At 65.6% G+C, this 13,320-nt stretch carries 14 protein-coding genes and 1 pseudogene; 8 read left to right on the forward strand and 7 right to left on the reverse strand.

All coding sequences use genetic code 11. The features are described 5' to 3' along the window. Positions 1-589: alpha/beta hydrolase (locus VF515_08250; protein HEX7407625.1), on the reverse strand; the 589-nt coding region annotated here is incomplete at its 3' end. 158 nt (positions 590-747) lie between these two features. On the opposite strand from VF515_08250, the gene VF515_08255 reads away from it, so the two are divergent. After that, on the forward strand, positions 748-1,650 hold the full coding sequence (locus VF515_08255; protein ID HEX7407626.1) for a DNA-processing protein DprA: 903 nt from the start codon (positions 748-750) through the stop codon (positions 1,648-1,650). 161 nt (positions 1,651-1,811) lie between these two features. Here the strand turns inward: VF515_08255 and VF515_08260 are convergent, their stop codons facing one another. From VF515_08260 to VF515_08275, 4 genes are all read right to left on the reverse strand, one after another. After that, positions 1,812-3,227: an aldehyde dehydrogenase family protein gene (locus VF515_08260; protein ID HEX7407627.1), complete on the reverse strand. Its 1,416-nt coding sequence runs from the start codon at positions 3,225-3,227 to the stop codon at positions 1,812-1,814. 12 nt (positions 3,228-3,239) lie between these two features. Continuing rightward, the gene (locus VF515_08265) at positions 3,240-4,019 is read right to left on the reverse strand and encodes a glucose 1-dehydrogenase (protein HEX7407628.1); all 780 of its coding nucleotides are present in this window, start codon (positions 4,017-4,019) and stop codon (positions 3,240-3,242) included. A gap of 64 nt (positions 4,020-4,083) precedes the next feature. Continuing rightward, positions 4,084-4,794 carry a gamma-glutamyl-gamma-aminobutyrate hydrolase family protein gene (locus VF515_08270; protein ID HEX7407629.1) on the reverse strand — a complete coding sequence of 237 codons (711 nt, stop codon included), beginning with the start codon at positions 4,792-4,794 and terminating at the stop codon, positions 4,084-4,086. Between the two features lie 20 nt (positions 4,795-4,814). Continuing rightward, positions 4,815-6,191: a glutamine synthetase family protein gene (locus VF515_08275; GenBank protein HEX7407630.1), complete on the reverse strand. Its 1,377-nt coding sequence runs from the start codon at positions 6,189-6,191 to the stop codon at positions 4,815-4,817. 188 nt (positions 6,192-6,379) lie between these two features. Between VF515_08275 and VF515_08280 the strand changes: the two genes are divergently transcribed. Next, a complete protein-coding gene (locus VF515_08280) occupies positions 6,380-7,795 on the forward strand; it encodes an HAD-IB family hydrolase (protein HEX7407631.1) in 1,416 nt (471 codons plus the stop codon). 119 nt (positions 7,796-7,914) lie between these two features. Beyond that, positions 7,915-8,325 carry a PPOX class F420-dependent oxidoreductase gene (locus tag VF515_08285; protein HEX7407632.1) on the forward strand — a complete coding sequence of 137 codons (411 nt, stop codon included), beginning with the start codon at positions 7,915-7,917 and terminating at the stop codon, positions 8,323-8,325. 231 nt (positions 8,326-8,556) lie between these two features. Here the strand turns inward: VF515_08285 and VF515_08290 are convergent, their stop codons facing one another. Further along, the gene (locus VF515_08290) at positions 8,557-9,051 is read right to left on the reverse strand and encodes a GNAT family N-acetyltransferase (GenBank protein ID HEX7407633.1); all 495 of its coding nucleotides are present in this window, start codon (positions 9,049-9,051) and stop codon (positions 8,557-8,559) included. A gap of 412 nt (positions 9,052-9,463) precedes the next feature. Between VF515_08290 and VF515_08295 the strand changes: the two genes are divergently transcribed. Beyond that, positions 9,464-9,985, forward strand: a complete 522-nt coding sequence (locus VF515_08295) for a hypothetical protein (GenBank protein HEX7407634.1) — start codon at positions 9,464-9,466, stop codon at positions 9,983-9,985. A 108-nt stretch (positions 9,986-10,093) separates the two neighbouring features. Here the strand turns inward: VF515_08295 and VF515_08300 are convergent, their stop codons facing one another. Continuing rightward, a complete protein-coding gene (locus VF515_08300) occupies positions 10,094-10,465 on the reverse strand; it encodes a DUF5615 family PIN-like protein (protein HEX7407635.1) in 372 nt (123 codons plus the stop codon). 423 nt (positions 10,466-10,888) lie between these two features. On the opposite strand from VF515_08300, the pseudogene VF515_08305 reads away from it, so the two are divergent. The 4 genes and pseudogenes from VF515_08305 to VF515_08320 all read left to right on the forward strand — a co-directional run. Then, positions 10,889-11,419 (forward strand): annotated as a pseudogene (locus VF515_08305) (type I restriction-modification system subunit M N-terminal domain-containing protein). Between the two features lie 95 nt (positions 11,420-11,514). Continuing rightward, positions 11,515-12,207 carry a four helix bundle suffix domain-containing protein gene (locus VF515_08310; protein HEX7407636.1) on the forward strand — a complete coding sequence of 231 codons (693 nt, stop codon included), beginning with the start codon at positions 11,515-11,517 and terminating at the stop codon, positions 12,205-12,207. Between the two features lie 282 nt (positions 12,208-12,489). After that, positions 12,490-12,855, forward strand: coding sequence for a DUF6788 family protein (locus tag VF515_08315; protein ID HEX7407637.1), 366 nt, complete (start codon positions 12,490-12,492; stop codon positions 12,853-12,855). Between the two features lies 1 nt (position 12,856). Continuing rightward, positions 12,857-13,320, forward strand: a 464-nt coding sequence (locus VF515_08320; GenBank protein ID HEX7407638.1) for a hypothetical protein, incomplete at its 3' end; no start/stop codon positions are given.

The raw sequence follows: 13,320 nt of genomic DNA on the forward strand, positions 1-13,320 counted from the left end.
AGGAACGCAGGGCCTTGTCGTATTTCCACGTCCATTTGCCGTTCGGCAGCTGCTTCAGGTTGTGGGAGAGGCGGCTGCGGATGTTGTCGAGGGAGCGGCGCGGATTGAACTGGTGGGCGCGCGCGACGAACTCCTCAAAACCGTCGAGTTCGTCCGGCGCCTGAATGAAGCTGCGGATATGCTCGACACCCCGCGCCTGCACCTCTGGGCTGACGTCGACGATGATCAGGGCCTTCACCTTTTCGGGGTGGCGGGCCGTGAAGGTGATCGAGTTGATGCCGCCCATCGACATGCCCATCAAGATGAATGTGGACAGGCCGATGGCATCGGTGAGGGCATCGACGTCGGCGGCCTGGGTCTGGCGTGTGTAGTCCCCGTCGGCTGCCCAGTCGCTGTCACCGTGGCCGCGCTGGTCCAGGCAGAGGACGCGATAAGCGTCCGCCAGCTCGGCGGCGACCTCGTCCCAGCTGTGTGCCGTCTGCGTGATGCCGTGCAGGCACAGCACCGGCGGCTGAGTGGCCGCGCCCCATTCCACGCAATGAAAACTCAGGCCGCGCGCCCTGACGTAACGGTCCTGTGCTGTCGGCATGCTCCCTCCACTAAGGCACTCGATGTTTCACACTCAACGGATTTGAGTCAAGTGTCGTCCGAAGCCGCGTGCGGCGATCCGACGGGAAGCGGTCCCGCCGTACTTTCGGGTCGAGGTCCTGCCTCGCGCGAGGTCCTTGCCTAACACGGAGGCTCGCCATGGATAAGGAGACGGCGTTCCATGCCATCATGCTTTCGGAGTTGCCCCAGGTGGGCGACAAGGCGGCGGCGCGCATCCTGGCGTTGAACCGGGAACGCCATCACAGCTTCGCCACGTTCTTCCGCCTCCCCGAAGCCGTGCTGCGTGAGGATTACCGGCTGCATCCGACCGCGATCACGCGGCTGTGCTCGCAGCGGCAGGAGCACGAGACCCGGTGCCAATGGCTTCTCGATCAGTTGGCAACGGCCGGCGGCGACGCCTACCTGCCGGACGCGGCAGCGTATCCCGGACGCGTGCGGCGGCGACTCGAGCCGCCACCCGCCGTGCTCTACAGCTTCGGGTCTCCGGCTCCGCTACGCGCGCCGACGTTGGCGGTGCTCAACTCACGCACGCTCGGCGAGCAGGCGGTTTCGGCAAGCTTGGCGGCGGTGCAAGCCGCCGCAACGCAGGGGTTCACGCTGGTCAGCGGCGGCATGAAGACGACCCATCGCATCGCCGCGGTCGCCGGCCGCGCCGCGGCAGCAGCCCGGGTCATCGTGTTGGACCGAGGCATCTTCGCCACCTTCGGCGCCCGCCTCGACCGTGATCCGTTCGGTTTCGGACCGGGCCGCATGGCATTGGACGCCGAACGGACGTTGGTGCTGTCACCCTTCCGGCTGATGGATCACGCCGTGCCGCGCAACGGCCCCCGCCGCGACGAGCTGGTCGCGGCGCTCGCGGACGTCATCATCGCCGTCCATGCCCGCCCCGGCGGCGAGATCGAGCGCGTCTGCCTCGAAGCCCTGGACCGCGGCCAATGCGTCTTGTCCTGGTACGGCGAAAATGCCGGTCTGGTAGCCGCCGGCGCAACGGCGATCGAGGAAGCGGATCTGCGCGGCTTGAGCCGCTACCTCACCCGGTAATCGCGTCACCCTGAGCGCCAGAGACTAAGAGCTTGTGAAGAATTCGATTCCCGCGCCACCACCGGGGTGGAGCAACGCTCCAGCCCGGTGGAGGTGTGCGAAAATCCGCCACACTTTCTTGAGGGCGGGAGCGCTGCTCCCGCCCGCCTGCCCTACCCCGGCTACGCCGTCTCGAAGTAGATGTTCTTCACCTCGGTGTAGTGCTCCATGGCGTGCATGCCGAGCTCGCGGCCGAGGCCGGACTGCTGGTAGCCGCCGAAAGGGGCTTGGAGGTGAACGCTCGCTGAGGAGTTCACTGAAAGGACGCCGGTGCGCACGGCGCGCGCCACGCGCAGGCCGCGCTTGAGGTCGTTGGTCCACAACGAACCGGACAATCCGTAGATCGTGTCGTTGGCGATCGCCACCGCTTCGTCTTCGGTCTCGAATGTCATGACCACGGCGACGGGGCCGAAGATCTCCTCGTCGACGATGCGCATCCGCGGCCGCGCCTCGGCGAACACTGCCGGGCGCAGGAAATACCCCGGCCCGTGCAGCCGCTCACCGCCGCAGACCAAGCGGGCGCCTTCGGTCTTGCCGATCGCAATGTACGACTCGGCACGCTCGCGTTGGCTCGCCGACACCAGCGGACCCATCTGCGTCGCCTCGGCCAGCGGATCACCAATGGCGAGCGCCTGCGTCGCAACCGTCATCGCGTCGACGAACTGCCCGGCAATGCGGCGCTCCACGATGACGCGCGAGCGCGCGCAGCAATCTTGGCCGGCGTTGGCGAACACCGACGCCACCGCCTCGCGGGCTACCTCCCCGATGTCCACGTCGGCAAAGATGATGTTCGGCGACTTACCACCGAGCTCGAGACCGATGCGCTTGATGGTACCTGCCGCCGCGGTCATGATGGCGCGGCCGGTGGCCGTCTCGCCGGTGAAACCGATCTTCGCCACATCCGGATGCGCCGCCAGCGCCGCGCCTATGGCCGCCCCCGGCCCCGGCACGACGTTGAGCACGCCCGGTGGCACACCCGCCTCGAGCCCCAACTCACCCAGGCGCAGCGCTGTCAGTGGCGTCAGGCTCGCCGGCTTGAGCACGACGGTATTGCCGCAGGCGAGCGCGGGGGCAAGCTTCCAGGTCGCGATCACCATCGGGAAGTTCCACGGCACGATGAGGCCGACGACACCGAGCGGGTCGTGCAGCGTGATGTCGAGGCCCCCCTTCTTCACCGAGATGGTCTGCCCGCAGAACTTGTCGGCGGCGCCGGCGTAGTAGCGCAAGGTGTCGGCGACGTGACCCGCTTCCCAGCGCGCGTCGCCGATCGGCTTGCCGACGTTGCGCGCTTCGAGCACCGCCAGCTCTTCGGCGTGGGCGCGGACGACATCGGCAAAGCGAAACAGGACCTCGGCGCGCGCCACCGGCGTCAACGCGGCCCACGTTGGGTACGCTGCTTTCGCCGCCGTCACAGCGGCTTCCAGATCACTCGGGCCGGCCGCAGCCACTTCGTCGAAGGGCTCGCCGAGCGCCGGCTCGATGACGCGGATCACACTCTGACCAGTGGGCCGCCGATCGCCAATCAACAACGGATGCATGGCGCTCCTCCCCTATTCCGCCGTGACGTACGCGCCCGTGGTCCCGCCGTCGACCAGGAAGGCGGTGCCGTTGACGTACGACGATTCGCCGGAGGCGAGATACAGCGCAGCGGCGGCAATCTCTTCCGGCTCCGCCAGCCGACCCATCGGCAAGTGCACAAGGCGGCGCGCACGACGCGCAGGATCGGCGAGCAGCGACTGCAACAGCGGCGTATTCACCGGCCCCGGACACAAGGCATTGGCGCGAATGCCACGGCGGGCAAACTCGATGGCGATCTCCCGCGTCAGCGCCAGCACGCCGCCCTTGGATGCCGTGTAGGCGCTCTGCGAGGTCGCTGAGCCGATCACCGCAACGAACGACGCGGTGTTGATAACCGAACCACCGCCGGCGCGCAGCAATGCGGGAATACCGTATTTGCAGCCCAGGAAGACACCCTTCAGGTTCACGGCGATGACGTGATCGAACACCGCCTCGTCGGTATCGACGACGGAGCCGTCGGCGTCGGGAAAGATTCCCGCATTATTGAACAGCACGTGCAACGCGCCGAACTGGGACTCGGCAAACGCGATCATCGCCTGCACGTCGGCGGCCTTACTCACGTCGGCGCGGATGAAGGCAGCGGTGCCACCGCGCGCGTTGACCTCATCGACGGCCGCGCGGCCGGCCCGTTCGTCGGCATCAACGGCTACGACCCGTGCCCCCTCGGCGGCGAACAGTTTGGCCGCGGCGCGGCCAATGCCGCCGCCTGCGCCAGTGATCAATGCGACCTTGTTTTCCAAACGTCTCAGCATTGTTGCGATCCTCCAATCTGGGACAAGAAGGCAAAAGGCAAGCCTTTTGCCTTCTTGCCTTGCGTCACCTCTTTCTCCCGGCCGCTGCCACCAACGCAGCAAACAGCCCTCGCTGCGGCGCTTCATCGAGCTGCATCTCCGGATGCCACTGCACTCCGATGCACCACGGATGCTCGGTGTGCTCGACGGCTTCGATCACGCCGTCTTCCGCCCAGGCCACGGGACGCAACCCGTCGCCGAGCCGATCGATCGCCTGATGATGCCACGAGCACACCTCTGTCTGCGTGGCGCCCAGCATCCGCCCCACACGGCTGCTCGGCTCGAGGCGCACGGAGTGCCGTGAGGCGAGACGCGGCGGCAGCCGGTGCGGCACGCGGTCGCCGAAACGCTTGGGGACATGCACATGCAGGGTCCCGCCGCACACGACGTTGAGCACCTGCATGCCGCGACAGATGCACAGCAACGCCAGGCAGGGCCGGGCGAGCGCCGCGCGCGCCAGGGCGAACTCAAACTGGTCGCGCTCCTCCGACACCATGTAAATCGTCTCGTGCGGCTCGCCACCGTAGGCGGCAGGTGCGATGTCGCCGCCGCCGGCGAGGATGAGTCCATCGACGAGATCGAGCAAGCGCGCCGGTTCTGGTTCACCCGGCGGCAACACCAGCGGCGTGGCGCCCGCCGCACGCACGCCGTCGACGTAGCCGCACGGCAAGCTGAAGGCCGGCGGCTGCCCGTCACGCGCGTACGATGAGATGCCGATCACGAGTGGACGCGACATGAGCGGGGGTGACAGTGACCTCAGGCGCGCTCCAGAAACCGCCGGCGCTCCCACGAGGTCACCACCTCGTCGAACTTGCGCTGCTCGGTACGCGCGAAGTGCAGCAGATGCTCCACCACCTCCGCGCCGAAGGCGCTGCGGAACAGCGCTGACGACTCGAACTCGGTGATCGCCTCGGGCAGGCTCTTCGGTATGGTGGGCAGATCGCCGGCGGCGTACACGTCGCCGCGAAACATCGGCGGCGGCTCAATGTGATTCGCCACGCCGTCCAGCCCGGCCGCCAGCGTGGCCGCGAATGCCAGGTACGGGTTGGCGTCGGCGCCGGGCATGCGGCACTCGACCCGCAACGACGGGCCGCGACCGACGATGCGGAAGCCGGCGGTGCGGTTGTCGTACGACCACGCAATCCCGGTCGGCGCGAACGAGCCGGCGCGGAAGCGCTTGTAGGAGTTGACGTACGGCGCGAACAGCAGCGTGCAGGCGCGCGCGTGGCGCATCAGGCCGCCGAGCCACCAGCGGAAGTGATCCGGCAGTTGCGCCAGGTCTCCGCTGAACGCGCCGCCGCTGCCCGCGAACAGCGATGTCTTGCCGTCCGCCGACCACAAGCTCGAGTGCAGGTGTGCCGAGCTGCCGGCGTAGCGCTCGTCGAACTTCGCCATGAAGGTGACCGCGAGCCCCTGCTGGATGGCCACTTCCTTGGCGATCTGCTTGTAGATCACGTGGCGGTCCGCCATCTCCAGGAAGTCGGTGAAGCGCACGTTGATCTCGTGCTGGCCGGGGCCCCACTCGCCCTTGGAGAACTCCACCGGCACACCCGAGCCGGCGAGATGCCGGCGGATCGCGCCGATCAGCCCCTCGACCTTCGCGCCTTGGAGGATGTGGTAGTCCTCGACGTACCAGCCGAACGGTTCGAGGTTCTCGAAACTCTTGCGTTGCGCCGACTCGTAGGTCTCGCGCAGCACGAAGAACTCCAGTTCGGAAGCACCCATGGGCAGGACACCCATCGCCGCGGCGCGTTCCAACTGGCGCTTGAGAATGGTTCGCGGCGCCACGTCGACCAGCGCGCCGGTCTCTTCGTTGTGCACGTCGCAGAGCGCGAGCACTGTACGCTCCAGCCAGGTGGCGCGGCGCAGCGTCGCCAGGTCGGGTGTACAATGCACGTCGCCGTAGCCGTCGGCCCACGACGCGAAGTGGTAGCCGGGCACCGGGTCCATCTCCATGTCGCAGGCGAGCAGGTAATCGCAGACATGCATGCCGTGCCCGAGCACCTCGTCGCAGAAAAACTGGCCGCTGATGCGCTTCCCCACCAACCGGCCGTAGAGGTCGGGGAACGCGGTAAGCACGGTATCGATCTCGCCGAGTTGGACGGACTTGCGCAGCTCCGTCTCGCTCAGCACCCCGATCGGACGCCCGTCACCCATGGCGTTTGTGTAGCACGGCCCCGGCCGGGGTGGGAACAGGGGTGGGCAGCAGCGGCGCCTCCAGGCTACCGCGGTCGCGCCACTCTGAACACTTACAGCCGTTTTGCCGCGCGCCAGGGCCTTTACGCTGAGGGCTGAATGCTGCTAGCGAGGGTAGAATGGCGATGCACGCACCACTCACCCGCGAGATCGACGACGGTCCTTCGGGTCCCCGCGTGGCGGCGTTCTTCGACGTTGACCGCACGCTGATTGCCGGCTTTTCGACCCTGCAGTTCCTGCGCGACAGCGTACGCAACGGTCTGATGAAACCGGCGGATTTTGCGGAGGCGGTGGTTGCGGCGGCGCGCTTCCAGCTCGGATACACCGGCTTCTCCGGTTTCGTCACCGGCTCGGCGGCAATGCTGCGCGGCCGTTCCGAGGCCGAGTTCGAGGAGATGAGTGAACGCATTTTCACGGAGAGACTAGCCACCCAGATCTATCCGGAGTCGCGAGCGCTGGTCCAAGCCCATCACCGCAAAGCCCACACCCTGGCGGTGGTGTCCGCGGCAACGCCCTACCAGGTCGAACCGCTGGCACTCGAGTTGGAGATTCCCCACGTGCTCTGTACCCGCCTGCAGGTGCGCCAGGGACGATTCACCGGCAAGGTTGCGCGGCCGACCTGTTATGGTGAGGGCAAGGCTCGGGCGGTACGCGGTTTTGCCGCCGCGCACGGCATCGATCTGGCGCAGAGCTACTTCTACACTGATAGTGACGAGGATCTACCGCTGCTTGAAATCGTCGGCCATCCCCGGCCGACGAACCCGAACCAAGGGTTGGCGCAGATCGCCGCCACACGCGGCTGGCCGGTTCGACGCTTTACCAGCCGGGGCACGCCCGGCATCGCCGCAGTGCTGCGAACGTCGCTTGCGGTCGGCAGCCTCGTCCCGTCGCTGCTCCTTGGTTTGCCGGCGGGCGTGCTGAACCGCAGTTGGCGGCGTGCCATCAACATCACCTTGGCGACCTGGGGTGAGCTGGGCACGGCGCTGGCGGGTGTGGAGCTACAAATCACAGGAGAAGAACACCTGTGGTCGCACCGCCCGGCGGTGTTCATCTTCAACCATCAGAGCGGGCTCGACATGCTGCTGCTCTGCAAGCTGCTGCGGCGCGACATGATCGGCATCGCCAAGCAGGAGATGCGACTGAATCCCATCTTCGGCCCCGCCTTGGCTCTGGCGGGAACCGTGTTCATCGACCGCTTCGACCGAGACAAGGCGATCGAGGCGCTGCAACCGGCGGTGGAAGCGTTGCAGCAAGGGCTGTCGATCGCGATTGCCCCTGAGGGCACGCGCAGTCCGACACCGAGTGTCGGCCGTTTCAAGAAGGGCGCCTTCCATCTTGCGATGGCGGCGAAGGTGCCGATCGTACCGATCGTCTTCCGCAACACGCTCGATGCGCTGCCCAAGCACGCCGTCGTCGTTCGGCCGGCAACCGTCGAGGTCGTCGTTCATCCACCGATACCGACCAGCGCTTGGAAACCCGAGGAGCTTGACCGGGAGATCGCGGCCATCCACCGTCTTTTTGTGGACACGCTCAATGTCTGAGCGAGTGGGTGACAAGATAGGGGACGAAACGTCCCTCTCTTCCTGTTCCAAAGGCGCCCCGTGCCAGCGCCCGCAACCCGAGCTGGGAAGGAGTAGCCTGAAGACAATGGAGGCCGAACATGCCTGAGTCGCGCGCGATCAAGAAGCTGACCAAGGAGGCGTACATCAGCCTCGCTACCTTCCGGCGCAACGGCAAGGCCGTCGAAACGCCGGTGTGGTTCGCGATCCTGGGCGGCAAGCTCTACGTCGTCACCGACGGCACCTCGGCCAAGGTCAAGCGCATCCGTGCGACCAAGCGGGTGCGCGTCGCGCCGTGCGACGTCTGGGGAGGCGTGAGCGGGGACTGGATCGACGGCAGCGGACGAATCCTCAAAGAGAAGGGGCTCATTGAGCGCGCGCATGCCGCGCTACGCGCGAAGTATGGCTGGCAGATGTGGCTGCTCGACACGACCTCGCGTGTCTTCGGGCGTATCGGCCGCCGCGCCTATCTCGAGCTGTCAGTGGGTGCTGCGGGCGTGGCTCCTGAGTAACTCGCGCGCCTTCACTCCGCGTCCGCGGCCACATCGGCAAAGGCTGCGTTGGCACGCTCAATGATCTCGTCGACGAGCGTGTGTGTCGCTGATGACCGTCGACAGCGCGATCATGCCGCACACTACGGCAAGTCCTCGCGTGTCAAATCAAGCTGCTTCAACATGGCTAGCAGGAGACCGGGAGATGGCTCTTTGCGGCGGTCCTTCAGCACCGTGAATCGATCTCGGGGGCTATGATTGAGCCTCTCGCGTCATCTCGATCATCGTGCGCCGGAAGCCGAGTTGCTCGAACAGCCGTTGCGCATCGCGATTCTTCTCCGCCGTCCACAGCATCACTCGCGGTGCGCCGCGGGTGATCAGCCACGCGGCCGCGGTCTCGATCAAACGCGTCCCGACGCCGACGCCGCGCGCGCCGGGGTCGACAACGACATCGTGGATGAAGCCGGCGACGTCACGCAGCTCCTTCCACGACCGCGGCTCGAGGCCCGCATAGACGTAGCCAACGATCGCCCCGCCACGTTCGGCGACGAAGATTGCCACGTCCTCGTCTGCGAGCTGCGTTCCGAGGAAGTGGGCGTATTCCTCTTCCACTCGCGGCCCCGGCGCGAGGAAGCGACGTGAGTCGAAGGCGTGATGAGCACGAACGAGCGCGGCACCGAAGCGTCCGACGGCGGACACATCCCGCGGTTCGGCGCGTCGAATGAGAACCGAATCATCTCTTGTCATGCTGACAGATTACTTTGACGGGTGCGCTGGCGCGAGCGAAGCTCACCGGGGTCGCCTTCGACGGCCGCCGCATCAGCAAGGACCGTCGTGAGGGTCAAGCCTGGATTCCTATCCTTTACCCAACTGCGCGCTTCTCCGGCGATGCCCGCATCGACACGAGGTGTCTCCTCAGAAAGCTCCAGCGCGTCGGTTCACGATGAAAGCACGCAGCACCCACGGCCAAACCTTGCGGCGCAGGAGATCTGCGGCCACCTGTGGATTCCGACCTCGGGACGTATCGGAACGACTCTGGGGAGTTTCGCAGCATGGAGACGGGATGCCAGCATGATGCGGCTGGATTACCTGACAACGTCTCGCGGCTCACCACTGGTAAACGCTGCCGGCGTTCGACTATACGTTATTAGGCTCGCCGATGATTCTGATCCGGGTACTGATTGGTCTGTCTGTCCTTTTCTACGGGCGCCAGCTCTTCTGGCTGTTTGTCGGTGCGGTCGGCTTCATGCTCGCGCTGACGGTGGCGCACCAGTTTCTGATCGAAAGACCGGAGTGGCAGGTGCTGATCATTGGTCTCACGGCCGGGATGCTGGGCGCGCTCTGTGCCCTCGCGCTGGAACGGGTCGCCGTCACGGTGGCCGGATGTCTCGCCGGCGGTGCCGTCACCGTACACGTCCTACACGTAACCGGCTTCGACGGCGGTCAACTCATCTGGTTGTTCATCTTGGCAGGGGGTGTGCTCGGCGCGCTGGTGGTGGCAAAGCTGTTCGACTGGGCGTTGATCGTCCTATCGTCTGGCGTCGGGGCCGCGCTCGTGGCGGATTGCGTCAGCACGCACCGGGTTGACCCCGCACTCCTGTTCATCGTGTTACTGGCCGTAGGGATCGTGACACAGGCACGACGGTTACCATTCGATCGGCACGCTGGTGCACGACGATGAGGCCGCCTGCAGAAGGTGACGATCGATCGCGTCTTGCGACTCGTCAATGCCGTCGGCTTGGACTCCAAGATCAAGGTGCGCCGCACCGCGGAGGGAACTGACGCGGGTTTATTCTCCAATCGGCAGCGGCCGAACGCGGACGCGCGCATCCTCCAAAACCACTACCGCCCCATTCTCCAACGACTCCTTCACGTTCGGCACGTTCGCCAGCAGCAGTTTCACTTGCGCATCGGGGCGGCGTTTGCCCGGCCCGGCGGAAGAGGATGACCGATGGTTCTCCTCCTGTCGCAGCGCGAGCAGCGCGCCAAAGTTGGTGTCCGCCGATACCACGATCCGATCCTCCGCCGCGGCACGCTCGAAGATGTCGCCGTCATCCGAGCGCGCCATACCGTACTCCCCCACGTGGACGGCATCGTGCCCCGCCTGGCGTAAGCCGTTTGCAACTTCCGGCGACAACGCGTTGTCGACCAAGAATCTCAAGCGATCTTCACGAGTGGCAGCTCGTCGGGTTTGGGGACGTTTCTAAGAACCTAAGAGTTATCTTGCCGCTCGACTGCCCGCAGGCACTGGGCGACGGCGGCCGTCGAGATGCCCACATACCGGCTGAGTTCCACCGGGCGAATACCGCGGCGCCTCACCGCCTCGCCGATCAGAGCCTGGCGCGCACCGAATTGAGGTGCACGAAGCGTGGCGGGTCAACGGGGCTCGACCTCACGTGAAGAGACGTTCGATAGCTCCTCGGATACGTGGGTGACTCAGGTGTATAAGGCGCGCCTGTATCTAGATGTGTTGACCCGCCGCGGCTGGCGGGGGTTGGTGGTTTCATCGATACGCCTGATTGAGAGTTAGCCCGCACGAGACATGACCAGAAAACGTCAATGACTGCGTAGAGGATAGGTGCCTGTGTTCGACCAAGCCTTCAAGAACATCGACGACGTGCTCTGGAAAGAAGCTGGCTGTACTACCGAGCTGGACTACACGGAGCAGACCTCCTGGCTGCTGTTCCTGAAATACCTCGATGGACTCCAACAGGACCGCGCCGATGAAGCCGCGCTGGAGGGGAAGAAGTACACCTACATCCTCGACAAACCCTACCGCTGGGAAACCTGGGCCGCGCCCAAGGGCAAGGACGGGAAGCTCGACCACAACGCCGCCCTGACCGGCGACGACCTCCGCGACTTCGTCAATCAGAAGCTCTTCCCTTACCTCCACGCCTTCAAGCAGAAGGCCAGCGGGCCGAACAACATCGAATACAAGATCGGGGAGATATTCGGAGAGATCAAAAACAAGATCTCCAGCGGCTACAACCTGCGCGAGATCATTGACCACATCGACGAGCTGCGCTTCCGCTCCCAGACTGAGAAGCACGAGCTCTCGCACCTCTACGAAGCCAAGATCAAGAACATGGGTAACGCCGGGCGCAACGGCGGCGAGGAAGTCACCCACCGCACCCCGCGGGAGATCATGGACGAGATCGCGGCGCTGGACGCGGAAAGCGCGGAGGTGCTAGCGGGCATTCGAGGGCTGCTATGAGAATAGATGGGAATAATGCGAATGATGCGAGTGATGGGAAACATCCTTCCCATGACTCCCACTCCTCCCATCGACCCGACCGCCTGCTTCCACCGCGCGGCGATTACCAGACGCTCCTCTCCTTCCAAAAAGCCGAGATCGTCTATGACATCACCTTCCGATTTGCGCACAAGTTCCTCTCCAGGGGAGACCGCACCGTTGACCAGATGATCCAGTCCGCCCGCTCCGGCAAAAAGAACATCCTCGAAGGCAGCAAGGCCGCGCTCACCTCCAAGGAAACCGAGATCAAGCTCACCAACGTCGCCCGCGCCAGCCTCGAGGAATTGCTGGATGACTACAAAGACTACCTCCGCGCCCGCGACCTCAAGATTTGGGACAAGGACTCCAAGGAAGCCCAATACGTCCGCCAGCTGGGCCGCAAGACACCGCAGACCTACGAGGACTACCGCGCGTTTGTGGAGACCCGCCCGCCGGAGGTCATCGCCAACATCGCTATCTGCCTCATCCACCAGACCAATTACCTGATTGACCAGCAGCTCCGCCGTTTGGAGAAAGATTTCCTCGAGCAGGGCGGACTGCGCAAGCGCATGACCCGCGTCCGCTTGCAGTATCGGAATAGGAACACTGCGTCGCCGGAGTCCCAGGATGCCCATCGGCCGCCACCCAAGAAACCCGGAGGCCAGCCATGAGTCGCCCAAGACCGGCAACGCATGACTCCCACCCGTCGCATCATTCCCCTGCCGCTGCCCCGCGTGGAGGTGCTGGGGAACATCAGGGCGCTGCCATGAAGAGCGGGTGGCAAACAAAGAGACTTGGCGATGTGGCCACCCTCCAAAGGCCATAACTCCGCTCTAAGCCCGCCGGGTCCACGGAATCCGGTGCAATAGCAGGACGTTAGACACAGCGAGGGTTAGCCCAATGGGCGAGTTTTCGGTTGCCTTAATGTCTGGTTAGTGTAATATGATTCAGATATGGCGTCGGACCGCGAACAGACCCAACGTCGCCGTCGCGTCCTGCGCGAGCAATTGCGCGCGCTGAGCGTGGGGTCGCTGATGCGTGGCTCGCTGGTGGAGCGCGTGCGCCGCTGCGGTCGTCCGAACTGCGCCTGCGCCGACGATCCACGCAGGCAGCACGCGGGGAAGTTTCTCACGGTGCAGCTCGACGGGCGCACGCACGCCCTGCACGTGCGTCCCGAAGACGAGGCCCGGGTGCGCGCGGCCATCGGCGCGTACACCCGGCTGTGGAAGCTGATCAACGAGCTCACCGCGTGCGAGCTCTCGGATCTGAGGCGCGAGGCGCGCGAGCGCCGCCGGGCGCGGCGGCGCCGGCGGCGCTGAGATGGGCTTGGGGCTGCGCCGCACCGTTCGCCAGGGTATCCTGCCGTTCGTGTTGGAGCAGGGCGAGGGAGCCGCCGTCACCGCCCGAGCCGGGTTGCCCCTGGTCGTCGAGACGATGCGGGCGCTGGGTGTGGACGAGGTGGCCGCTTCAGAGCTGCCGCCGCAGAAGCGCCAGCGGGGCTTTGCCCCCGAGCAGAAGCTTGAGGCGATCGTGACGCTGCTCGCGGCGGGCGGGGATCGCGTGGAGGACGTGCGCGTCCTGGCCGAGGACAAGGGGCTGGAGAAGCTGCTGGGCGCGCCCTTTCCTTCACCCGACGCGCTGCTCGATTTTGTCGGACAGTTCCACGACCCGAAATGTTGGGAGACGCGGCCGCCGGAGAAAAGGGCGCGGGTGGCGCCGGAGTCGGAGGGTCTGCGGGCACTGGAGGCGGTCAATCGCGAGCTGGTGGAGCGCGGCGCCGACCG

Source organism: Candidatus Binatia bacterium (assembly GCA_036382395.1).
Classification (GTDB): domain Bacteria; phylum Desulfobacterota; class Binatia; order HRBIN30; family HRBIN30; genus JAGDMS01.

Coding starts and splice junctions, on each gene's coding strand:
- VF515_08310 (HEX7407636.1), top strand. CDS start 11,515: ATGAGAATAGATGGGAATAATGCGAATGATGCGAGTGATGGGAAACAT.
- VF515_08255 (HEX7407626.1), top strand. CDS start 748: ATGGATAAGGAGACGGCGTTCCATGCCATCATGCTTTCGGAGTTGCCC.
- VF515_08290 (HEX7407633.1), bottom strand. CDS start 9,051: ATGACAAGAGATGATTCGGTTCTCATTCGACGCGCCGAACCGCGGGAT.
- VF515_08315 (HEX7407637.1), top strand. CDS start 12,490: ATGGCGTCGGACCGCGAACAGACCCAACGTCGCCGTCGCGTCCTGCGC.
- VF515_08295 (HEX7407634.1), top strand. CDS start 9,464: ATGATTCTGATCCGGGTACTGATTGGTCTGTCTGTCCTTTTCTACGGG.
- VF515_08280 (HEX7407631.1), top strand. CDS start 6,380: ATGCACGCACCACTCACCCGCGAGATCGACGACGGTCCTTCGGGTCCC.
- VF515_08260 (HEX7407627.1), bottom strand. CDS start 3,227: ATGCATCCGTTGTTGATTGGCGATCGGCGGCCCACTGGTCAGAGTGTG.
- VF515_08265 (HEX7407628.1), bottom strand. CDS start 4,019: ATGCTGAGACGTTTGGAAAACAAGGTCGCATTGATCACTGGCGCAGGC.
- VF515_08270 (HEX7407629.1), bottom strand. CDS start 4,794: ATGTCGCGTCCACTCGTGATCGGCATCTCATCGTACGCGCGTGACGGG.
- VF515_08285 (HEX7407632.1), top strand. CDS start 7,915: ATGCCTGAGTCGCGCGCGATCAAGAAGCTGACCAAGGAGGCGTACATC.